The organism is Corynebacterium sp. MC3 (assembly GCF_900099485.1).
GTDB classification, from domain to species: domain Bacteria; phylum Actinomycetota; class Actinomycetes; order Mycobacteriales; family Mycobacteriaceae; genus Corynebacterium; species Corynebacterium pseudogenitalium.
In genome coordinates, this window is sequence record NZ_LT622815.1 from 205,760 (window position 1) to 227,667 (window position 21,908).

Below are 21,908 nucleotides of genomic sequence, written 5' to 3' on the forward strand. Positions count from 1 at the left end.
AAGTCACAATCTCATTGCTGTGGCCAGCGCCGCGGGGCCTGTTCAACAGGAGGTGGGGGAGCAGCGCCAAACCATGCGATTACAACACCCGCGACCGTGACACACAAGATACCTAACACCAGATGGGTAGTGAGCACGTCACCGCGAAACACCACGCCGAGAACCGTGCCCAGCACCGGCTCCATCGCGAACAACGTGCCGACAATCTGCGCCGATGTAAACCGCGCAGCCAGCGTGTCCGCCATATAGGGGATGACGACGCCAACGAAGCCCGCCAACGTCAGGAGCATCCAGCTATGCGCATCGAGCTTGACTGCATCATGGATTGAAAAAGGCAGCGTAAGCAGAGCTGCGATCGTGATTGCGATTGCAAGCTCTTCCATTCCACCCGAGGACTTGCCCACCTTTTCCGCAAAGATTGTGTAGAGCGCGCAGAACGCGGCGCCGCACAACGCGAACATCACCCCCAGAGGATTGAGCCCCGACGAAGGCCCGGCAATCAATGCAACCCCGGCGAGAGCAACCAGCGCCCACAGCCGAATCCACCACTGCCGAATACCAAAAAATGTCACGCAGCACGGGCCCAAGAAATCGATAGTGATTGCAGCACCCAGGGGGATACGCGCGATAGCTGCGTACAAAAACTGATTCATCAGCGCGATCGACGCGCCGAAGATGAATGCCTGCTTCCACTGCTCTTTCGACATCTCACGGGGGTTCGGCCGAAAAAGTACGAGAAGAATAACGGCGCCCAGTAAGAAGCGCAGTGTTGAAATACTGACGGTACTAGCGACGACGAACAGGGAAGCAGCTAGCAATGCGGAGACCTGATTGCCCAGGGATCCGACGAAGATAAGGCCGATGGGGCGAACCAACGTACGGGTCGAGCGCGCTGCCATGGAATCTTCCCCTTACCGGACGCGCCGAATCGCGGACACCACACCGACCACGATCAGGCCAACTACCAGGCCCGCGGTCAGAGAAATCCCAGTCTCCACGAACCAACCAAGGACACCGTTATGCACGGCGTTCACAGCGCGTTCGATTACCTCATGGATCACATGCAGTCCAAAGACCTCGTCGAGGCCCCGAAGGATGAGGTGGCCTCCGACCCACAACATCGCCACGGTGCCGATCACACCGATCGCCGAAAGCACAACGGGCATTGACTTCACCATCGCGTGGCCCAGTCTCGCTGCACGATCGCGCTGAATCATTGCACGGCCAATGTCATCGATCTTGACCAGGAGTGCCACTGCACCGTAGACCGCAAGGGTGATAAAAATGCCCACTGCGATGAGCACCGCAGCTTCCATCCAAATAGATTGATCCGCCACCTCGTCAAGGGAGATGATCATGATCTCCGCACTTAAAATGAGGTCTGTTCGAATTGCGCTTTTCACCAGTGCGTCTTCGTCCTGAGCAGTACGGTGTACGGCCGCCTCTTCGTCAGCCTCAACATCACTGGTCAATTTGTGCACGATCTTCTCGGCGCCCTCGAAACATAAATATGTGCCACCAATCATCAAAATTGGCACCAGTGCCCACGGCGCAAACGCGTTGAGTGCCAACGCGATCGGCAAAATGATGAGCAACTTGTTCCGTAGTGAACCTTTCGTGATCTTCCAGATCATTGGAAGCTCGCGCGCCGGGGTGACGCCGGAAACGTATTGGGGCGTGACGGCGGCGTCGTCGATGACGACGCCTGCAGCTTTGGCGGACGTTTTCGCCGTGAGGGAAGCCACATCGTCCGCAGAAGAAGCTGCGGTTCTGGCAATGAGGGCGACGTCGTCAAAGAGGGCGAGGAGACCTCCGGCCATGTGTATTTCCCTTCCTAGGAATCGTTGCGGTGGGCGACCGAAAGTCTACACGGCGCTCTCTAGATACCTTTGTGCGCTCAAGGGCGAAGGAGCTGTGAAAAGGCTGTCAGTAAGCACCCCCAAAAGTGTAGAACCATGTCAGAAACCTGAATTATTTACCAATGTCGCAGTCTTATGTGGTGGAATAGAATGCATCTCATCAAGTGTGATGTAGTCCACTTGAGTGGAGGTAATTGAAGCTAGCTAACAACAATCTGAAGGAGGCGCTGTGCGTACAGTAAAAGCTGCAGCGATCTTGGCGGTAGGAACCCTCACACTCGGATTGGCTGCGTGTGGTGGATCCGGCAACGACGAGGCCGCAAGCGGTCAGGGTGAGTCGACCGGTGGCGACAACTATGTACTGGCATACGGCACCGAGCCGCAGAACCCGCTGATCCCGGGCAACACGAATGAGGTCGGTGGCGGACGCATCATCGACGAGATCTTCTCTGGCCTCATCTACTACGACACTGAGGGTAAGACCCATAACGACCTTGCAGAGTCCATCGACCTTGAGGGCGACACCCTCTACAAAGTCACGCTGAAGGACGGCGTGAAGTGGCAGGACGGAACTCCAGTTACGGCGAACGACTTTGTTGACGCATGGAACTACATCGTTGCGAATTCGCTGCTCGGCGAGAGCTTCTTTGAATCCATCAAGGGCTACGACCCAGAGGGCGTGCCAACCCTTGAGGGCCTCAACGTCATCGACGACAAGACCTTTACCATCGAGCTGAGCCAGCCTGAGGCAGACTTCCCAACCCGCCTCGGCTACTCCGCGTTCTTCCCAATGCACCCTTCGGCGTTCGAAGACATCGACGCCTACGGTGAGAACCCAATTTCCAACGGCCCGTACAAGCTGGCGGAGTGGAACCACAACCAGGACGCAACCATCGTTCCGAATGAGGAGTACGCCGGCGACAAGAAGCCGCAGAACGACGGCGTGACTTTCGTCTTCTACGCACAGCAGGATGCTGCATACGCTGACCTGCTCGCGGGCAACCTGGACGTCCTCGACGCTATTCCAGATTCCGCATTCGCAAGCTACGAAACGGAGTTGGGTGACCGCGCAGTAAACCAGCCGTCGGCTATCTTCCAGTCCTTCACCATTCCGGAGAACCTGGAGCACTTCAACGGTGAGGAAGGACAGCTGCGTCGTCAAGCCATCTCGATGGCGATCGACCGCGACGAGATCACGAAGACGATCTTCCAGGGCACCCGCACCCCGGCGACCGACTTCACCTCGCCAGTCATCCCTGGCCACTCTGACTCGCTCAACGGGGCAGAGGTACTCGAGTACAACCCAGAGGAAGCAAAGCGCCTGTGGGCTGAAGCAGACAAGATCAAACCATTCACCGGCGAGTTCTCCTTGTCCTACAACGCTGATGGCGGCCACCAGGCATGGGTCGATGCAGTTGCAAACTCCATCCGCAACACCCTTGGCATCGATGCAGTTGGCAACGCATACCCAGACTTCAAGTCCCTGCGTGATGACGTCACGAATAGGACCATCAAGGGCGCATTCCGTACCGGCTGGCAGGCAGACTACCCATCGCTGGGTAACTTCCTGAGCCCGCTGTACGCCTCCAATGGTGGTTCCAACGACGGTGACTACGCTAACCCTGAGGTGGACAACCTGCTGAAGGAAGCCGCTGCTGCAGGCGACGTCGAAGCCGCTACACCTATCTACAACAAGGTGCAGGAGCAGCTCCTGAAGGACTTGCCGGCAGTTCCACTGTGGTACGCGAACGTCAACGGTGGATCCTCGGAGAACGTTGAGAACGTCGCGTTCAACTGGAAGTCCGTTCCGGTGTACACGCAAATCACCAAGAAGTAACAAAACCCCTACGCTCTGACCCATCCCACCCCGCCTGCGTACAAGCATGCGGGGTGTTGGGTTTGGGTGCGTCCATAAGCTCATGTTCAAAACGAAGAATTAAGGAGAGCCTGCAACCATGTTGCGATATATCGGGCGACGGCTCCTTCAGATGATTCCCGTGTTCTTTGGGGCCACGCTGCTGCTCTATGCGCTGGTGTTCCTCATGCCCGGTGATCCTGTCCAGGCCCTCGGCGGCGATCGTGGCTTGACCGAGGCCGCGAGAGCGCGCATTGAAGCCGAATACAACCTCGATAAACCTTTCATCGTCCAGTACCTGCTCTATCTGAAGGGCATTATGGTTGGCGACTTCGGAAAGACTTTCTCTGGCCAGCCCGTCGCCTCTGTGATGGCAAATGCGTTTCCGGTAACCATCAAGCTCGGCCTGATGGCACTCGCGTTTGAGGCGTTCTTCGGCATTCTCTTCGGATTCTTCGCAGGAATCCGCCGCGGTGGAATTTTTGATTCGACCGTGCTGGTTGTGTCCCTGTTCGTAATCGCAGTGCCGTCCTTTGTCATCGGCTTCGTGCTGCAGTACCTCGTGGGCGTGCGGTGGGGCTTGCTCCCCGTGACAGTGGGCAGGAATGAGTCTTTCATTGCCTTGTTGATGCCTGCCGTCGTGTTGGGTGCCTTATCGTGCGCGTACGTGATTCGGTTGACCAGACAATCCATCAGCGATAACCTCCGCGCGGACTATGTGCGCACCGCACGTGCTAAGGGTCTGTCTAAGGGCACAGTGATGTCCCGCCACGTGCTGCGAAACTCCCTCATTCCAGTGGTGACGTTCTTGGGTGCTGACCTCGGCGCGCTCATGGGCGGTGCGATTGTGACAGAAGGCATCTTCGGCATCAACGGTGTCGGTGGCACGATCTACCAGGCCATCATTAAAGGTGAGCCCGCGACAGTCGTGTCCTTTACCACCGTGCTGGTGATCATCTACATCGTTGCCAACCTGATAGTTGACCTGCTCTACGCAGTACTTGACCCAAGGATCCGCTATGCATAACTCTCAAGATCTCACAGCAGCTGCCCGCGCTGGGCAGGAGTATTTCATCGCGGAAACGGACGAAACCGGACTCGGTGCTGTTGACGCAGTACAGGACGAGTCCGCTCCCACAAGTCAGTGGGGAGAGGCCTGGCGCGCGTTGCGACGCCGTCCGCTGTTTTGGGTATCCGCACTCCTGATTTTGTTCGCCATTTTGCTTGCCCTGGTGCCGGGCCTGTTTACTAGCGTGGACCCGCGTGAGTGCATGTTGTCGCGCTCACTTGGCGCGCCGGAGTCCGGTCACCCGTTTGGCTTTGACCGTCAAGGCTGCGACATTTACGCTCGCACAATTTATGGTGCGCGTGCATCGGTCACAGTCGGTGTGCTTACTACGATCGTCGTGACGGTCCTAGGTTCACTGATCGGCGCGATCGCCGGTTTCTACGGTGGTATCTGGGACACCTTGCTGTCTCGCCTGACGGATATCTTCTTCGCTGTACCACTCGTGCTGGCAGCGATCGTGGTGATGTCCATGTTCCAGAACCAGCGCTCCATCTGGATGGTGGTGTTCGCGCTCTCTATGTTCGGATGGACGCAGATCGCGAGAATCGCGCGCGGCGCGGTGATGGGCGTGAAGAACGACGAGTTTGTGACTGCCGCCCGCGCATTGGGGGCGAGTGACGTGCGGATTATCTTCTCGCATATCTTGCCCAACGCGGCAGCACCGATCATTGTGTACGCCACCGTCGCGCTGGGTACGTTCATCGTCGCAGAGGCAACGCTGTCGTTCCTTGGCATCGGTTTGCCGACGACAGTCGTCTCGTGGGGCGGCGACATTTCTGCTGCACAGGCCTCCCTGAGGACCCAGCCCATGGTGCTGTTCTACCCTGCAATTGCTTTGGCACTGACAGTGCTGAGCTTCATCATGATGGGTGACGCCGTACGCGACGCCCTTGACCCTAAATCGAGGAAACGATGAGCGAGTTACAAGATCAACCGCTACTCGAGATAGCGGACCTGAAAGTTACATTCGAGTCGACTACCGGTGTTGTCGAAGCGGTGCGTGACTTTGACTTGACGGTGTACCCAGGTCAGTCGATCGCTATCGTGGGTGAGTCCGGATCGGGAAAGTCCACTGCAGCGATGTCCATCCTGGGATTGTTGCCCGGAACAGGCAAGGTCACCAATGGTTCCATCAAGCTCAACGGTGAAGAGCTCACCGAGCTTGATGAGAAGGGGTGGCAGAAGGTCCGGGGTAACAAAATAGGGCTTGTACCGCAGGACCCGATGAGCAACCTCAACCCAGTGTGGAGGATTGGCACACAGGTAGAGGAGTCCCTTCGCGCAAACCATGTGGTGGAGGGCTCTGAACGCCACGCGCGCGTCGTCCAACTGCTCGAGGAAGCGGGACTTCCAGAGGCCGAACGCCGCGCCAAACAGTACCCGCACGAGTTCTCGGGTGGTATGCGACAGCGTGCGCTCATCGCTATCGGTCTCGCGGCACGCCCAGAGTTGTTGATTGCCGACGAGCCAACATCCGCGTTGGATGTGACGGTGCAGAAGAAGATTCTCGACCACCTGGAGACGCTGACGGAGGAACTCGGCACAGCGCTGCTGTTCATCACGCACGACTTGGGACTGGCCGCCGAGCGCGCGGATCACCTGCTAGTCATGCACCGCGGACGCATCGTTGAGAAGGGGCCGAGCCTGCAGATTCTGCGCAACCCGCAGCACCCGTACACGAAGCGCCTCGTTACTGCCGCACCTTCCTTGGCATCCGCTCGTATCCAGAGCGCGAAAGCTCAGGGCATTGAGTCAAGCGAGGAACTCGCCTCGGGTCACCACGACTCCGAAGAAGTGGTGCTGAGCGTGCAGAACTTGGTGAAAGAGTTCGACGTCCGCGGGCAGAAGGGCAAGCAGAAGGTGCTTCGTGCTGTAGACGACGTCACGTTCGACGTTCGCCGCGGCACGACGCTTGCGCTCGTCGGTGAGTCCGGCTCCGGTAAGTCCACGGTGGCGAACATGGCGCTTCGCCTCTTGGAGCCAACGAGTGGCCGTGTCTTGTTTGAAGGACAAGATATCGCGAAGCTCAAGGGGCGCGAGTTGTTTGAAATGCGCCGCAAGATGCAGGTGGTGTTCCAGAATCCATATGGTTCGCTGGACCCGATGTATTCCATTTACCGCTGCATTGAGGAACCGTTGACGCTGCACAAGGTCGGTAGCCGAAAGGAGCGCGAGGCGCGAGTCGCCGAGTTGCTTGATTTGGTGCAGATGCCGCGATCGGCGATGCGTCGATACCCGAATGAGCTATCCGGTGGCCAGCGCCAGCGCATCGCAATTGCACGCGCGATGGCATTGGGTCCGGAAGTGATTGTCCTCGACGAGGCTGTTTCGGCGTTGGACGTGCTCGTTCAAAACCAGATTCTCCAGTTGCTGACTCAGCTGCAGGAGGAGATGCGCCTTTCATATCTGTTCATCACTCACGACCTAGCGGTGGTTCGCCAGACTGCTGATGACATTGTGGTGATGCGGCAGGGTAAGGCAGTGGAGCAGGGCCGGGCCGATGACATCTTCGATAACCCTCAGGATCCGTACACACAGAACCTGATTAATTCGGTGCCTGGCCTCAGCATTGAATTGGGAGTAGGAGAGTAGGTCCCACCTGCTGATTTGTTACGTGCGCTACGCCACAATCGCAGCGATGAATACTGCGATTGTGGCGTAGCGTTTAGGGAATGTACAGTATTGTCACAACTTCATACACGGGTGTCTTCGTTGGAGAGAAAAGCGAAGGCTGAGATGCACAAGCGAACCGTTGAACCTGATCCGGGTAATGCCGGCGTTTAGGAAGGAATGTAAGCGTATGAATACGCGTGGAAGCCATTCGTGGCGTGTCATTGATATTGTTACTGCAGCCGTTTTGGGGGTGGCATGCGGGCTCATTTTTTGGATGTGGAACAGCGTCGGGTACGCAGGATTTAAGGCCTTTGATGCGCTCACCCCGGGTCTTGGTGGCCTGTTCACCGGTATCTGGTTCCTCGGTGGCACGCTTGGTGGGTTGGTAATTCGCAAGCCTGGCGCTGCGGTGTTCGTGGAAGTGCTGGCGGCGTCTGTGTCCGCGGTCATCGGAAGCCAGTGGGGGATCGAGACGCTGTATTCAGGATTGGCACAGGGTCTCGGTGCAGAGATCGTGTTCCTGATCTTCGCCTACAAGAAGTTTTCGACGACTGTGGCGGTGCTTGCCGGTATGGGCAGCGCAGTGGGCGCGTTCGTGCTTGAGCTGTTCCTGTCTGCCAACTTCGCGATGGGCCTGGCGTTCAACGTGATTTACCTCAGCTGCATGCTGGTATCGGGCGCGTTGCTTGCTGGTATTGTTGCAAAACTCTTGGTTGATGCTCTGGCTAAGACTGGTGCGCTTGACCGCTTCGGTGCAGGACGCGAGCGGTTCCAACAGGAGGTGTAGCCTCGGTGGCTACGGGGGACCAGGTCATCCAGGCACAGGGCCTGGGCTATAAACACGCGACTCGCCCGAAGCCTGCGTTTACCGGGGTGGACTTGACCGTCTCTCGTGGGGAGCGCGTGCTGCTCACGGGAGACTCTGGCGCTGGCAAGTCAACGCTGCTTGCCGTTTTAGCTGGGTTGGCGGCAGATGGTGAGGAAGGCCAAATTCTTGGCTCCGTGAGTGTCAACGGCACGGTTGGCATGGTGATGCAGGACCCAGAGGCACAAACGATTTTGACTCGCGTTGGCGACGACGTTGCGTTTGGTGCCGAGAATATGGGGATTCCGCCAGAGGAAATCTGGCCCCGTGTGCGCGCTGCGCTGGATGCAGTGGGCCTGGATGTGCCGTTGGACCACAACACCGCGCACCTTTCTGGTGGGCAGAAGCAGCGACTCACATTGGCGGGAGTATTGGCCATGGGCGCTGACATCATTCTGCTGGATGAGCCGACGGCAAACCTTGACCCGGAAGGGCGCGACGATGTTGTGCGGGCAGTCGATGCCGTGTGTCGCCGCACAGGGGCGACCTTGATTGTGGTGGAGCACCGACCTGCACACTGGGTAGGCTTCGTGGACACGTTCTACCACCTCACCGCGGATGGGCTACAGCGCAGCGGCCCGGATCAGCTCCCAATGCCACCGCAGTTGCCGCCAGCGTTGAAGGTCCCTGCCAGCGCGGTAAGCGCGCTGCGTACTGAGAATCTCCGGGTTGCATTCGGTTCACCCCGCAACATCGCGGTACCAGAGGGCTTTTCTACCGTGATTACAGGCAAGAACGGTGTTGGAAAGACGACGCTAGTGCAAGCGCTCGCTGGGCTCGTCGCGCCACTCAGTGGCACTTTGGAGTACTCGCCGCGGATTCGAAGCGGGCTGACTACACCGTCGCACCGCTGGAAGTCGAAGGACTTGGCCCAACGGATTGGCTATGTGTTCCAGGAACCGGAGCATCAGTTCGTGACCGCGAATGTGCGCGATGAAGTTGCGTTGTCGGGTGCGTCGGCACACCGCGTCGATGAGCTGTTGCAACGACTGAAGCTTGAACACGTAGTAGCAGCAAATCCCTTTACACTTTCAGGAGGAGAGAAGCGCAGGCTTTCGGTAGCGACTGCGCTAGTGAATGCCCCTGAGCTCCTCATTCTTGATGAGCCGACCTTTGGGCAGGATGACAAAACCTTTGTAGAGGTAGTTTCGTTGATCCGTGAGTTGGCCGACGAGGGGAAAACCATCATCTCAATTACTCACGATGAGGCCTTCGTCAGTTCGTTGGGCGACCATATGGAGGAGCTGCGCAACGAGATGAATGCGGAAGGCGGGGTGCGGGAATGAACGTGCTCAATGGGGTGAATCCGGTAACGCGGATTCTGGGATTGGCGTTGCTGACTACACCGCTTATGGTGACGATCGATTGGGTTTCTGCAGTTGTCGCCATTGCGTTTACGCTGGCAGTCGTGCCGCTGTGCGGGCTGTCATTTAGGACGTTTTTCAAACGCGCGTTACCAATTCTTGTTGTTGCCCCGCTCGCGGGTATCCCGATGGCGCTATACGGCCAGTCAGGTGGGGAAACCTACCTTGAGTGGGGTCTCATCCATGTGACGGAGCTGTCCATTTCGCTCGCATTATCAATGGTGCTTCGCGTGTTTGCCATTGCGCTGCCCGTCATTGTGTTGTCTGCGCACGTGGATCCAACGGATCTTGGCGATGGGCTGTCCCAGGTGTTGAAGCTGCCAGAGCGCTTCGTTCTGGGATCAGTCGCTGCGTTTCGTATGTTGACGCTGCTTCGTGAGGATGTTGAGGCGATGCGAATGGCGCGCCGTGCCCGTGGCATTGCTGATACGGGACGCGTGAAGTATTGGTTTTCGTTGGCCTTCGGCTTGCTGGTGATGTCTCTGCGCAGGGCAGGCAAGCTTGCTACCGCGATGGAGGCTCGCGCATTCGGCGGCCCGCAAAAGCGTACGTGGGCTCGAGAGTCGCGGCTTACCAGGCGCGATTGGGTTGTCATGGTTGTATGCATCGCTGTCGCGTGCGTCGCGCTGGGGCTTTCAGTTGCCACTGGGTACTTCCGGCCAGTGTGGAGCGTCTCGTAGCTCATGGCTTACACACTGCTTATCGACGGCCCCTCCGGCGCCGGCAAAACCACATTGGCTGAACAAATTGGTGCTGCGCTCAGCGTTCGAGTGGTGCATTGCGATGAGTTTTATCCTGGCTGGAGCGGGCTTGAAGAAGGATCCAGAATTGTGGAGCGGGATGTACTTTCGCTCAATGAGCCGGGATACTGGCGTTGGGACTGGGAGTGTCAACGCCGCGGGGAGTGGGTCAGCCTTGACCCAGAAGGCGACCTTATTATTGAGGGCGTTGGTGCAGTGACCGAGGCGTCGATCGCGGCGGCGCGGGCGCGTGGCTGTGTGAACACGCTGTGGGTAGAGGCGGCAGAGTCGCTGCGTCGTTCGCGGGCGTTGCAGCGTGACCCAGGGTATGCGCCGTTTTGGGATATGTGGGCGGCCCAGGAGCAGGAGCACAGAGCTAGGCGAGGTGCCGTTTACTTCGACGTGACTATTGAGCGGCGTTAGTCAGCCGGGGTGAGCGTGACGCGCTCTGCCCAAGTGAGGTCGATGCCGAGGCTGGAGAGCCACCGCATCGCGTCGTCGCCGTGGCGGGTAATTCCCTCGACGGCGTTGAGGGTCACTTCCATGGCGCGTTCAGCTTCTTCTGCAGTGATAAGCCCTGCGGACGTCGCCGCGGCAAGCTCGTCGATGTCAAGGACTTCGATCGGACGTCCGGTCAGGGACACTAGGTCGACGTAGAGGTCGCGCGTCTGCCAGACGCCATCTGTTTCGGTGATATCTGCGACGTCGAAGTAGAAATCTTGTTGTACATCGATGCCTTGGCGGAAGTGGAAGATGTTTGCGCGGAGACCAAGCGATGGAAGCAGCCAGCTTTCCAAGTATCCAAACCGTGGGTGGTTTGCGCCTCGGGCCATGTAGAGGCCGAAGTTGGTCGTCGTGAAGACATCCACCTGGCGCAGGAACCCCTTCGGATCGGTGTTGACCTTCGCGGAGATGTCGAAGGTTTCCTGCTTCACTGGATGAAGATCGACGGTCATAGGCTGGCTACCTTACGTTGAACTGTGCTGCTGCTGGGGCGAAGTGACAGACATTGTTTTCGGTGCGCGCGGCACCATTGATCACTGCGAGGACTTTGCCGGGCCCTGTTTTTGCGGTTGCGGACAGGGTGGTTGGTCCTGTTGGGTTTATCTGATTATTCGCAAGCGGCGTTACACCGGTCTTGCCCGAGTTGAGGTTGATCCAGTACGCGTTCATGAGGCCTTGACGCTCTGCCGCTGGTGGAGTACCGAGGGCGGTAAACACGAATGTGGCTTCCCCAGCTTTGGCGCCTGGGGCTGGTGCGGGTGCGGGTCCAGGTACAACGAGCGCGGAGGCCGTGGAGTGCAGGCCTGGACCGATGCAGTTACTAGAGACCGTCGGCCAGTAGAACTGCGTAAACGCCGGTGCGTCTTTTGGCAGTGGCGGGCCGCCAAGTTCGCCTGTACCGGCGAAGAAGTTTACGGCGGTGCGCAGTGCGTTAGCTACCTGTGGCGGTACGAAGGGTTGATCTGCGAATTGGTTGACACGAGCAACGGTGTTGTTCGTGGGGCGTCCGAGTCCATCAACCGCGGATGAGAGAGATGACGGGATGCTGGGTTGTTGAGCGCTCGCGAGTGGTGCAGTAACGAGGGCGCACGCAGCGCAGAGCGTAGTAAGGCGGATCGCGGCGCGACGCGTGAAGTGGGAGGGGCGCACGTGGTGACCTAACTTTCCTTCGCATGACAGGTAGGGTGGCCGTCGAAAAGCCATAACCCTAGTCACAATAGTCACTTTTGTAACAGGGTCAAGTGAGGAGCGGGCTACAAGGTGCATGTTTTGTGCTTTGCGAGTAGCATTTAACCGTTATTTCCACCTATGCGAAGGAGCACCGGTTTCAGTGTCGCATCCTGAATTTCGAAACGTAGCGATTGTCGCTCACGTTGACCACGGCAAGACTACATTGGTCAACGCAATGCTGGAGCAGTCCGGCGTATTCTCTGACCACGGCGAACACGGTGACCGCGTGATGGATTCCGGCGAGCTCGAGTCCGAGCGTGGCATCACCATTTTGGCGAAGAATACCGCTATCCGCCGCAAGGGGAAGGGCAAGAACGGTACAGACCTTGTTATTAATGTGATCGATACGCCGGGTCACGCCGACTTCGGTGGTGAGGTCGAGCGTGGCCTGTCCATGGTTGACGGCGTTGTCTTGCTTATCGACGCCTCCGAAGGCCCGCTGCCGCAGACTCGTTTCGTGCTGGGCAAGGCGTTGGAAGCGAAGAAGCCGGTCATCATCTGCGTAAATAAGACCGACCGCCCGGATGCCCGCATTGACGAAGTCGTTGAAGAGGCCCAGGACTTGCTGCTTGAGCTTGGTGCGGGGCTGGAGGATCCGGAGGCAGCAGAGGCCGCGGAGAACCTGCTCGAGCTCCCTGTGCTGTACACGTCGGGTCGCGCTGGCCGGGCTTCGCTCGAGAACCCAGGCAACGGTAATCTGCCTGACAATGATGATCTGCTCCCGTTGTTCAACGTCATCTACGACGTGCTGCCGGAGCCTTCCGCTGAGATCGACGCACCGCTGCAGGCGCAGGTCACGAACCTTGACTCCTCTTCGTTCCTGGGCCGTATCGCGCTGATTCGCGTGTACAAGGGCACCGTCAAGAAGGGCGACACTGTTGCTTGGGTGCACTATGACGCCGAGGGTGAGCAGCACGTGAAGAACGTGAAGATTGCCGAGCTGCTGGTCACCGAGGGGCTCGACCGAGTTCCGGCGAAGGACGGCGTCGTCGCGGGTGACATCGCTGCAGTGTCGGGCATCGACGAAATCATGATTGGTGACACGCTGTGCGACGTCGACCACATTGAGCCGCTCGAACGCATCAAGATTGACGATCCCGCAATTTCTATGACGATCGGTGTGAACACCTCGCCGATGGCTGGGCGCAACGGTGGCGATAAGCTGACCGCCCGCATGGTCAAGGCGCGCCTGGACCAGGAGCTCATCGGTAACGTCTCCATCAAGGTGTTGCCGACCGAGCGTCCGGACACCTGGGAAGTGCAAGGTCGCGGCGAGATGGCCCTGACCGTGCTGATTGAAACGATGCGTCGTGAAGGCTTTGAGCTGACCGTTGGTAAGCCGCAGGTCGTGACCAAGGAGATCGACGGCAAGGTGTACGAGCCGTACGACCACATGGTTATCGACGTCCCCTCCGAACACCAGGGCGCTGTTACCCAGCTGATGGCGGCCCGCAAGGGCCAGATGACGGCGATGGGCAACACGGGCTCCGGCGATTGGGTTCGCATGGAGTTCGATGTTCCGGCTCGTGGCCTGATTGGCTTCCGTACGACGTTTCTGACCGAGACCCGTGGCGCTGGCATTGCGAACTCCTACTCGATTGAGCACCGCCCATGGGCGGGCGAGATCAAGGGCCGTCCGACCGGTTCGCTGGTCGCTGACCGCTCTGGCCAGGTCACCGCGTACGCGCTGACGCAACTCGCGGACCGTGGCGATTTCTTCGTGGAGCCTGGTGCAGAGACCTACGAGGGCATGGTCGTTGGTGCGAACAACCGTGATGAGGATATGGACATCAACATCACGAAGGAAAAGAAGCTGACGAACATGCGCTCCGCAACCGCCGACGCGACCGTCACGTTGGCGAAGGCCCGTACGCTGTCCTTGGATGAGGCGATTGAGTTCTGTGACGAGGATGAGTGCGTTGAGGTCGCTCCGGAGGCGATGCGAGTGCGCAAGATCATCCTCGACTCCACGGAGCGTGGCCGTGCCCGTTCACGTGCAAAGCAGCGCAATAAGTAGTTACGCACTGGTGCGGTAGTATCTACTGCGATGAATCCGCACATCTTTTCAGCGCCACGTCGCTCGCGATCACTGCGAGTCGGCGTGGCGCTGTTTGCGTGCTCTGGCGTGGTTGCGCTTTCTGCATGCGCCGCGTCGCCTGGCCCGCCGCCTCTCGTTGATCCGAACGATGTTGCTGCTCGTGAGATGTATGAGCAAGAGGATTCCACGACTACTTCCGCTCGACCGGAGGGCAAGACTCGCGTGCGCTCCCAGGTGGAGGTTGGTGTGGATTCGCTCCGAAACGGGCTGAACCCGCACCTTATCGCTGATGAATCTGCGGTTGTGAAGAGTGTGGCGAATCTGGTGCTTCCCAGCGCATTTCATGATGGGGTGAGAAATTCCGCACTGCTCAATGGGGCGACGGTGCTCTCAGAATCGCCGCGTGCAATGACGGTGCGCTACATCATTCGCGAGACCGCGCAATGGTCTGATGGCACGCCGGTGACCGGTGCGGACTTTGTGTACCTGTGGCGGGGGATGCGGGACACACCAGGGGTGCGAAACCCGGCCGGGTATCGCGCGATCGATGCCGTGCGTGTCAGTGGCGCGACGGGCAAGGTCGTCGACGTTGACTTCGCTGAGCCTGTCGCGGATTGGCGTGGCCTTTTCGACCACTTGCTGCCGGCGCATGTGTTCGCAGCCGACGGCTCTGATTTCGGGGTGGCGCTGCGCGACACGATCCCGGTTTCTGCTGGCCGGTACATGGTACGCGGGGTAGACCGCGGTCGTGGAACGATTACGCTGAACCGCAATGATAGGTTTTGGGCGGCCAATCCTGCCAAGATAGATATCTTGACGCTGCACGCGGTACGCGGGACCACCCAGATTGCAGATCAGCTGCGCACGGGCCAACTCGTGTTTGTGGATCGAGTTCCTAGCGAGACGACCGGGCGCGTGCTCAGCCTGGTACCGGGTGTGCAGACGCGGATGCTCGATACGCCACGGGTGCTAGGCGCTGTGCTTTCTGCGACGTCTGGGATGTCGCCTGAGGTTCGTTCGGAGCTTCGTTCGCTGATCGACGTTCCGCTGCTTGCAAGCATTGCGTTGGACCGCACGGCTGATGTTTCGGTTGCAAAGCACGGTCAAGTGAGCACGCATGAGCCGCACGCGGTGTATCAACACGTTGCGGCTCACGGTGCGATACGCATTGGTGCCGATCTTGCAGATCCTGCAGCGGTAGCAGCGGCTCGATCGATGGCGGACATGCTGCACGATCGTGGAGTGTCGGCACGAGTTGTCGCGACGGATTTCGGTTCGCTGATTCGCTCAGGTCTCGAGGAAAATACCGTCGATGTTTTGGTGGCGTGGCAACACGATCCGGAAAATTTGCCGGATGCTGCGAGTCGCTTGGACTGCGTCGCGGGCGCCCCTCGTGCAGGCAACCTCGCCGGTTTTTGTGAACCTCAGTCGGTGGGGCTTGCGAAAGAAATCTTGGCCGGTTCGTACGGGCTTAAGCAGGCCACCGAGGCGGTCAATGAGGTGCTCGAGCAAGAGGCACTATGGATGCCGATTGCGCGCGAGCGTCGTATTATCGCCCTCGGGGAGGGCATCATCGGGCCGGATGCAGATTTGAATAACTGGAAAGCAGGCTTATCGACGGCCGCTTCGTGGCGCCTGCAACCGAAACGAAACGAAGGAGATCGGATTAATCATGCACAACTCCCGTGACCTACAGGGCTACCGGGTGCTCGCCGTGCACGCGCACCCCGACGACGAGTCCATCACCATGGCCGGAACGCTGTTTGACCTCGCGCGACGCGGCGCAGACGTATTAGTGGTGACCTGCACGTTAGGGGAGGAAGGCGAGGTCATTGGAGAGCCATATCAACTGCTGACGAATGACCATGGTGATCAGCTAGGCGGGTTCCGCATTGCGGAGCTGCACGGCGCGCTCCAGGCGATCGGCGTCCGCGGTGAGTTCCTTGGTGGCGCTGGTTGCTTCCGTGACAGTGGGATGGCGGGGTTGGAGGCCAGCAAGAACCCACGTGCATTTGTCAATAGCGGGCGTCGCGCAGTCGACGCGTTGCTGGAAGTACTGCGCCGGGAGCGTCCACACCTCGTTTTGACCTACGGTCCCGACGGTGGGTACGGGCACCCGGATCATATTCGTGCGCACGAGATTGTGCACGAGGCCGCTGAGGAGTTTGATATCCCGCGCATCCTGTGGGCAGTGCGCAAGAGGGAGGAAACCGACGCACTTTTGCCTGAGGTCGCGCCTGAAGGCTGGCGCTTGCCAAAGCCTGGCGAGCTCGACGGCGTGGACAGCGTCGATGTTTCGGTGCGCCTGGACGTTGAGGCGTACAGCGCCAAAATCGCTGCGATGGCGGCGCATGCGACACAAATCTGGGTTGCGGACGGGCGGACCAGCGCGACGAACCCGCACGCGGTGCTGGGCAAGGGGCCAGTCATGTACTACGCGCTGTCCAACTTGATTGTGCAGCCGATTCAGCCGTGGGAGCATTTCCAACTGGGCGGTGGCGAAGCGGTCGTCGACACGTCGGATGTGCTCAGCGGACTTGAGCGATGACTGAAACCCGTTTCAAGGCGGACATTGCCCGCGGCGAGAAAGCAGCAGGTCTCATCTGGCTTTCTGTCGGCGCGCTCATTTCACTTTTGTTAGAAGCTGTCAACTTGGACACACGTATTGTTGGAATCGCGGTGCCGTTTACGGCAGTCATCGCTGCGCTCTTTAATGCGGTGCTCACGAAGACTGCGGCGCTGTGGTCAGATCATCTGCTGGTCAAGCTCGTTCCACTCATTGTTTGGGTGGTAGGTTTCTTTGTTCTGCTTATCGCTCTCCCGGCGCGGGGAGCGGTCGTGCTCCCCGCGAGCCCGCTGACGCTGCTGCTCCTTTTTGCGGGTTTGGGTGGGGGCGTTTGGCCCCTTTTCGGTCGAAAGTGACATACTGGAACGCATGACTTATGTGATTGCTCAACCATGCGTGGACGTAATGGACCGCAGCTGCGTCGAAGAATGCCCAGTCGACTGCATCTATGAGGGCAAGCGCATGCTCTACATTCACCCAGACGAGTGCGTCGACTGCGGTGCATGTGAGCCAGCTTGCCCGGTAGAGGCCATCTTTTACGAGGATGACACCCCGGAGGAATGGGCCGAGTACTACGACGCAAACGTCGGCTTTTTCGACGAGCTCGGATCGCCAGGCGGGGCGACAAAGCTTGGGCCACAGGATTTCGACCACCCATTCGTGGAGGCGCTACCACCGCAGAACCAGGACGGTTAAACCTGCATGAGCACGCACCATCGCGCCGGCTTAGAGGAGCAGCTACCGGAGTTCCCTTGGGATACCATCCTCGATGTCAAGCAGAAGGCAGCCAGCCATCCCGGCGGACTCATTGACCTCTCGGTCGGGACACCGGTAGATTCAGTCGACCCTTCCATCCAGCTTGCCCTGGCTGAGCATGCCGCTGCGCCTGGCTACCCGCCGACGCAGGGGTCGGCGGAACTACGCCAAGCGATTGCCGACTCGCTGGAGCGCCGATACAACATTCAGGACCTGCACACAGACGCTGTGCTTCCCGTCATCGGCACAAAGGAGGCTGTCGCGTGGCTTCCAACTCTGCTCAACCTGCGCGGTGGCATAGTGGTGATCCCGGAGATCGCGTACCCAACCTACGAGGTGGCCGCGATCATAGCGGGATGCAAGGTCGTGCGATCTGACGTTCCAGTCGATGGTGCGTCCCTAGTATTCTTAAACACCCCGAGCAACCCAACCGGTCGCGTCCTCTCCGCAGAGGAGATGCGCGTATGGGTTGACTACGCGCGGGACACCGGCGCGATCATCGTTTCAGATGAGTGCTATATGGGTCTGGCGTGGGACGAAGAGCGTGCGCCAGTATCTTTGCTTGACCCGGCGGTCAGCGGTGGTGACAACACCAACCTCTTGGTCTTGCATTCGCTGTCAAAGACATCGAATATGGCCTCCTACAGAGTCGGTTTCATCGCTGGTGACGAGAAGCTGGTGCAAGAACTTCTGCTGTTGCGCAAGCACACCGGAATGATGGTGCCAGGACCAATCCAAGCAGCAACGCTGGCTGCACTCCGCGACGATCAGCACGAAACACTCCAGCGGCTTCGCTACGCCAACCGTCGGGTGACACTCTTGCGCGCGCTGCTCGCGGCAGGGTGCAGCGTTGAGCATTCCGAGGCCGGGCTGTACCTGTGGACACGCAGGGAAGGCGCAGATGCCCGCCAGACGCTCGACTGGTTCGCGCAGCGTGGAATCCTCGTTGCGCCAGGGGACTTTTACGGCCCTGGCGGCTCGCAGCATGTTCGAGTTGGCCTCACGGCTTCCGACGAGGCCATCGCTGAGGCCGCACAGCGACTCTCGGAGTAACACGTGACCACTCCAACAGAGCATCGTGGGATGCGTGCGCTTCGAAGCCTGCGCGAGTTTTTGCGCTTCGGCATTGTGGGAGGCTCCGGCGTCCTGGTCAATCTTTTGGTGTTCTACCTCACCAAGAAAGCGATCGAAGTCGGCTTCAATCTGCATGAGGGCGACATCTTCTTCAACCTTTTCGGCACCCGCTTTAACGTCCGCTGGTATCACGTGCTTGCTACCGTGGCGTTTCTCGTGGCGAACACATGGAACTACCAGCTCAACAGGTCGTGGACCTTCCGGGGCCCGCAGCGGCGTTCGTGGATCCGCGGGTTTTTCCCGTTCCTCACCACCGGCGTGATGGCATTCGTTGTTTCGCTGGTGTTCTTGACGTTGTTTATGAACCCGAACTCCCCAATTGGTTTGCCGGACAGCATTTTCGACGACTCCACCGGTCTTCGCACGAAGTCCTACTGGTCGCAGGGCCTGGCGACGCTGATCGCGACACCGGTGAACTACATCATTAATAAAATTTGGACGTTTTCGAAGCCGAAAACAGCTCCGAAAACGTCCGCGTCTTCCTAGTTGTGCTTGCCCGTTAGACGCTTTCCTTGGATGGGCGCACCAGGAAAGATGCGCCGATCAATACCGCGGAGACGATGAGGACCGCGATAATTTGGCCTCTGGTGGAGGCGTCGAAAAGCATGAGGATGGTGAGTCCCACGAGGGCAATCAGCGTTGCCCACGGAACCCAGGTCGCTCCGCGTACCTGCACTGCGGAGTTCTTGATCTGCGGGTGCAGTCGGATGTAGCTCAGCGTGATCATTACCCACGTGACCATGAGGCAGCCACCGACGGCGTTCATGAGGAAGTCGAGCAGCCCTGGTGGGTTCCACCACTGCAAGCCGACTGCGGCGAAGGCGAAGAACATCGACACCAATACGGAGTTCATTGGGACGGCGTTCTTGTTCGTGGCGCGAAGCCAGCGCGGCGCGTCGCCTTCGAGCGCCTGTTGGTAGGCGAGGCGAGACGTGCCGTAAATCTGGGCATTGAACGCGGAGAGCAACGCCAGCACGATGACGGCCTCCATGAACCCGACCACGCCTGGGATGTTTGCCATGCTGAGCACCTGGGTAAATGGTGAATCTGCTGCGGAGTCGGCACCGTCGATTTGAGCATATGGGATCAGCAAGATGATGACGATGATGCTTCCGATGTAGAAGAGCGCGATGCGCCAGATAATGGAGTTGACCGCGCGCTTGACGGCCTGCGCGGGGTTCTCCGACTCTGCCGCCGCGATGGTGACAACCTCGATACCGCCGAAGGCGAACGCCACGGCGAGCAGCCCAGCGGCGACGCCGGCGAAGCCGTTCGGCATGAAGCCCGACTCCCGGACGTTGTCCAGGCCGACGAAGTCGTGGCCGGGGAGGATGCCGAGGAAGAGCGCGGCGCCGATGACCAAAAAGAGGATAATGACGGCGACCTTAATCATGGCGAACCAGTACTCAAACTCGCCAAAGCCTTTCACCTGCGCGAGGTTGATGACAGCGAAGAATACCACTGTGACCAGCGCTGGAACCCATTGGGGGACGCCAAACCAGCCAGACATAATTGCGGCTGCGCCGGTGATCTCGGCGCCACCAACCATGATGAGGAGGAACCAGTAGAGCCAGCCCAACAGGAAGCCGGCCCAGTGGCCGAACGCCTGGCGCCCGTACGTCGCGAACGAGCCGGAAGACGGGCGGGCTGCAGCCATCTCGCCGAGCATGCGCATAACCGAGATAACAATCAGGCCTGCGATCGCGTATGCGACCAAGATGGCGGGGCCTGCGGCCCGGATGCCGACGCCCACTCCGAGAAAGAGACCGGCGCCTACCGCCATGCCCAGACCCATCAGGGTTAGGTGACGCGATTTGAGGCCGGTGCCCAGCGTGGCGTCGTCGGATTCAGTGTTGCGTTGAGTTGTCATCGGATGTTCCTCTCGGCGGCGTCCTTAGCGCGTTGTTGGAAAGTGTCGGTGCGGGTCCAGAGGACACCAGCGATTGAAATGATGCCCACGACGACTGCTACCGCGAACATTTGGAAGCGGCCGTCAGGGTTGGTCAGCATGAGCACCACGATGGCTCCCGCCAGTACAACCGTTGCCCACGGCAAGACTCCTGGAGCCCACATGCGAACGTGCGTGATCTCGTTGCGCTTCACTAGCTGCGGGTGAATGCGCAGGAACGAGAATGTGATGGCGAACCACAACACGATCAGGCAGCCGCCTACCGCGTTGAGCAGGAATGCGAGCAGTCCAGGGGGATTCCAGTACTGTAGTGCGACAGCTACGAAGCCGAAGAACACGGAGAGCACGACGGCGCGCATCGGTACGCCGCGGTGGTCGGTGCGTGCGAAAGCCTCGGGGGCGTCGCCGCGCAGGGCCAGGTTGTGGAGGAACCTGGAAGAACCGTAGATCTGTGTGTTGCACGCGGAGAGCAGCGCGATGACGATGACGGCTTCCATAATGCCTACCGCGCCCGGAATGTTTGCCAAGTGCAGCACGGCGGTAAACGGGGACTCGGAAGCGTCGTTCGCCCCACCGATGTCTTCGTATGGCAGCAGCAAGACGATAAGCAACACTGATCCAATGTAGAAGACGCCGATTCTCCAGATGATGGAGCGGATCGCAGAGTGCACGGCAACTTCGGGGTCTTCGGATTCGGCCGCCGCGATGGTGACCAGCTCAATACCGCCGAATGCGAACGCAACTGCGAGCAGTGCCGTGGCGACGCCACCCCAGCCGTTCGGCATGAACCCGAACTCGGCAATGTTCGTCGTGCCGACGAACGACGTTCCCGGCAGGAGCCCCAGCCACAGCGCCACGCCGAGGGCGAGGAAGAGACAAATCACGGTGACCTTAATCAGGGCAAACCAGAACTCGAATTCGCCGAGGTTTCGCACTGCGGCGAAGTTAATCGCCGTGAAGATAACAATCGCTGTCAGCGCCGGGATCCACGGAGACACCGCGAGCCATGATGCGATGATGGCGGAAGCGCCGGTGATCTCGACGGCCATGATCATGATCATCATGAACCAGTAGAGCCAGCCGATGGCAAAGCCTGCCCACGGACCGAAGGCCTGCTCCGCGTAGGTAGAAAACGTGCCCGAAGAAGGGCGCGCGGCAACCATCTCCGCGAGCATCTGCATGATGCACACGGTGATTGCGCCAGCGATCATGTACGCAATGATGACAGCGGGGCCTGCTGCGGCGATACCCACACCAGTGCCAAGGAAGAGCCCGGCGCCAATTGCTGAGCCGAGGCCCATCATGGTCAGGTGCCGGGTCTTCAGTCCGCGCTGTAACGATGTCGACGCCCGAGTTGGGGCCACAACCGGTGAAGCTTTCAAAGACATGGCAATTACCTTAAACAC

21 protein-coding genes and 1 riboswitch are annotated in these 21,908 nt (G+C 59.2%); of the genes, 15 read left to right on the forward strand and 6 right to left on the reverse strand.

Going from position 1 to position 21,908, the window contains the following annotated elements; genetic code table 11:
* Positions 1-11 precede the first annotated feature (11 nt).
* Positions 12-899, reverse strand: coding sequence for an EamA family transporter (locus BQ4436_RS07790; protein WP_070976238.1), 888 nt, complete (start codon positions 897-899; stop codon positions 12-14).
* A gap of 12 nt (positions 900-911) precedes the next feature.
* Positions 912-1,820: a DUF808 domain-containing protein gene (locus tag BQ4436_RS07795; protein WP_070479422.1), complete on the reverse strand. Its 909-nt coding sequence runs from the start codon at positions 1,818-1,820 to the stop codon at positions 912-914.
* 268 nt (positions 1,821-2,088) lie between these two features.
* On the opposite strand from BQ4436_RS07795, the gene BQ4436_RS07800 reads away from it, so the two are divergent.
* The 8 genes from BQ4436_RS07800 (at position 2,089) to BQ4436_RS07835 (ending at position 10,788) form a co-directional block, all read left to right on the forward strand.
* A complete protein-coding gene (locus BQ4436_RS07800; RefSeq protein WP_070479424.1) occupies positions 2,089-3,696 on the forward strand; it encodes a peptide ABC transporter substrate-binding protein in 1,608 nt (535 codons plus the stop codon).
* A gap of 118 nt (positions 3,697-3,814) precedes the next feature.
* Positions 3,815-4,741 (forward strand): ABC transporter permease, encoded by a 927-nt coding sequence (locus tag BQ4436_RS07805; RefSeq protein ID WP_070362704.1) that lies wholly within the window; start codon positions 3,815-3,817, stop codon positions 4,739-4,741.
* Positions 4,734-5,699 (forward strand): ABC transporter permease, encoded by a 966-nt coding sequence (locus BQ4436_RS07810; RefSeq protein WP_083290976.1) that lies wholly within the window; start codon positions 4,734-4,736, stop codon positions 5,697-5,699. Before BQ4436_RS07805 ends, BQ4436_RS07810 begins: the two co-directional genes overlap by 8 nt.
* Positions 5,696-7,375 (forward strand): dipeptide ABC transporter ATP-binding protein, encoded by a 1,680-nt coding sequence (locus tag BQ4436_RS07815; RefSeq protein ID WP_070976240.1) that lies wholly within the window; start codon positions 5,696-5,698, stop codon positions 7,373-7,375. Before BQ4436_RS07810 ends, BQ4436_RS07815 begins: the two co-directional genes overlap by 4 nt.
* A gap of 97 nt (positions 7,376-7,472) precedes the next feature.
* Positions 7,473-7,588: riboswitch (TPP riboswitch) on the forward strand.
* A complete protein-coding gene (locus tag BQ4436_RS07820; protein ID WP_070362701.1) occupies positions 7,584-8,183 on the forward strand; it encodes an ECF transporter S component in 600 nt (199 codons plus the stop codon). Its footprint overlaps the riboswitch before it by 5 nt.
* A gap of 5 nt (positions 8,184-8,188) precedes the next feature.
* Positions 8,189-9,547, forward strand: a complete 1,359-nt coding sequence (locus BQ4436_RS07825; protein ID WP_070976241.1) for an ABC transporter ATP-binding protein — start codon at positions 8,189-8,191, stop codon at positions 9,545-9,547.
* Positions 9,544-10,305 (forward strand): energy-coupling factor transporter transmembrane component T family protein, encoded by a 762-nt coding sequence (locus tag BQ4436_RS07830; RefSeq protein ID WP_070362699.1) that lies wholly within the window; start codon positions 9,544-9,546, stop codon positions 10,303-10,305. Before BQ4436_RS07825 ends, BQ4436_RS07830 begins: the two co-directional genes overlap by 4 nt.
* A 3-nt stretch (positions 10,306-10,308) precedes the next feature.
* Positions 10,309-10,788, forward strand: a complete 480-nt coding sequence (locus tag BQ4436_RS07835) for a nucleoside/nucleotide kinase family protein (protein WP_070362698.1) — start codon at positions 10,309-10,311, stop codon at positions 10,786-10,788.
* On the opposite strand, the gene BQ4436_RS07840 is transcribed toward BQ4436_RS07835, so the two are convergent.
* The gene (locus tag BQ4436_RS07840) at positions 10,785-11,321 is read right to left on the reverse strand and encodes a ribonuclease FAU-1 family protein (RefSeq protein ID WP_070362697.1); all 537 of its coding nucleotides are present in this window, start codon (positions 11,319-11,321) and stop codon (positions 10,785-10,787) included. The genes BQ4436_RS07835 and BQ4436_RS07840 overlap by 4 nt on opposite strands.
* A gap of 7 nt (positions 11,322-11,328) precedes the next feature.
* On the reverse strand, positions 11,329-12,018 hold the full coding sequence (locus tag BQ4436_RS07845; RefSeq protein ID WP_070976243.1) for an Rv1157c family protein: 690 nt from the start codon (positions 12,016-12,018) through the stop codon (positions 11,329-11,331).
* A 181-nt stretch (positions 12,019-12,199) separates the two neighbouring features.
* On the opposite strand from BQ4436_RS07845, the gene typA reads away from it, so the two are divergent.
* Genes typA through BQ4436_RS07880 form a run of 7 tightly spaced genes read left to right on the forward strand, consistent with a single transcriptional unit; the run spans position 12,200 to position 19,079 of the window.
* Positions 12,200-14,116, forward strand: a complete 1,917-nt coding sequence (gene typA / locus BQ4436_RS07850; protein ID WP_070362695.1) for a translational GTPase TypA — start codon at positions 12,200-12,202, stop codon at positions 14,114-14,116.
* 30 nt (positions 14,117-14,146) lie between these two features.
* Positions 14,147-15,826: an ABC transporter family substrate-binding protein gene (locus BQ4436_RS07855; RefSeq protein ID WP_070479431.1), complete on the forward strand. Its 1,680-nt coding sequence runs from the start codon at positions 14,147-14,149 to the stop codon at positions 15,824-15,826.
* Positions 15,810-16,685, forward strand: coding sequence for an N-acetyl-1-D-myo-inositol-2-amino-2-deoxy-alpha-D-glucopyranoside deacetylase (gene mshB, locus BQ4436_RS07860; RefSeq protein WP_070976245.1), 876 nt, complete (start codon positions 15,810-15,812; stop codon positions 16,683-16,685). The genes BQ4436_RS07855 and mshB overlap by 17 nt, the downstream gene beginning before the upstream one ends.
* On the forward strand, positions 16,682-17,059 hold the full coding sequence (locus tag BQ4436_RS07865) for a hypothetical protein (protein WP_070479438.1): 378 nt from the start codon (positions 16,682-16,684) through the stop codon (positions 17,057-17,059). Before mshB ends, BQ4436_RS07865 begins: the two co-directional genes overlap by 4 nt.
* A 13-nt stretch (positions 17,060-17,072) precedes the next feature.
* Positions 17,073-17,399 (forward strand): ferredoxin, encoded by a 327-nt coding sequence (fdxA, locus tag BQ4436_RS07870; RefSeq protein ID WP_070362691.1) that lies wholly within the window; start codon positions 17,073-17,075, stop codon positions 17,397-17,399.
* Positions 17,400-17,405: 6 nt separating this feature from the next.
* On the forward strand, positions 17,406-18,512 hold the full coding sequence (gene dapC / locus BQ4436_RS07875) for a succinyldiaminopimelate transaminase (protein ID WP_070479440.1): 1,107 nt from the start codon (positions 17,406-17,408) through the stop codon (positions 18,510-18,512).
* A gap of 30 nt (positions 18,513-18,542) precedes the next feature.
* Complete coding sequence (locus tag BQ4436_RS07880) at positions 18,543-19,079, forward strand: GtrA family protein (RefSeq protein ID WP_070362689.1); 537 nt, start codon at positions 18,543-18,545, stop codon at positions 19,077-19,079.
* 13 nt (positions 19,080-19,092) lie between these two features.
* Here the strand turns inward: BQ4436_RS07880 and BQ4436_RS07885 are convergent, their stop codons facing one another.
* On the reverse strand, positions 19,093-20,463 hold the full coding sequence (locus BQ4436_RS07885) for an amino acid permease (RefSeq protein WP_070976247.1): 1,371 nt from the start codon (positions 20,461-20,463) through the stop codon (positions 19,093-19,095).
* The gene (locus tag BQ4436_RS07890) at positions 20,460-21,890 is read right to left on the reverse strand and encodes an amino acid permease (RefSeq protein ID WP_083329502.1); all 1,431 of its coding nucleotides are present in this window, start codon (positions 21,888-21,890) and stop codon (positions 20,460-20,462) included. Before BQ4436_RS07890 ends, BQ4436_RS07885 begins: the two co-directional genes overlap by 4 nt.
* Between the last annotated feature and the right edge of the window lie 18 nt (positions 21,891-21,908).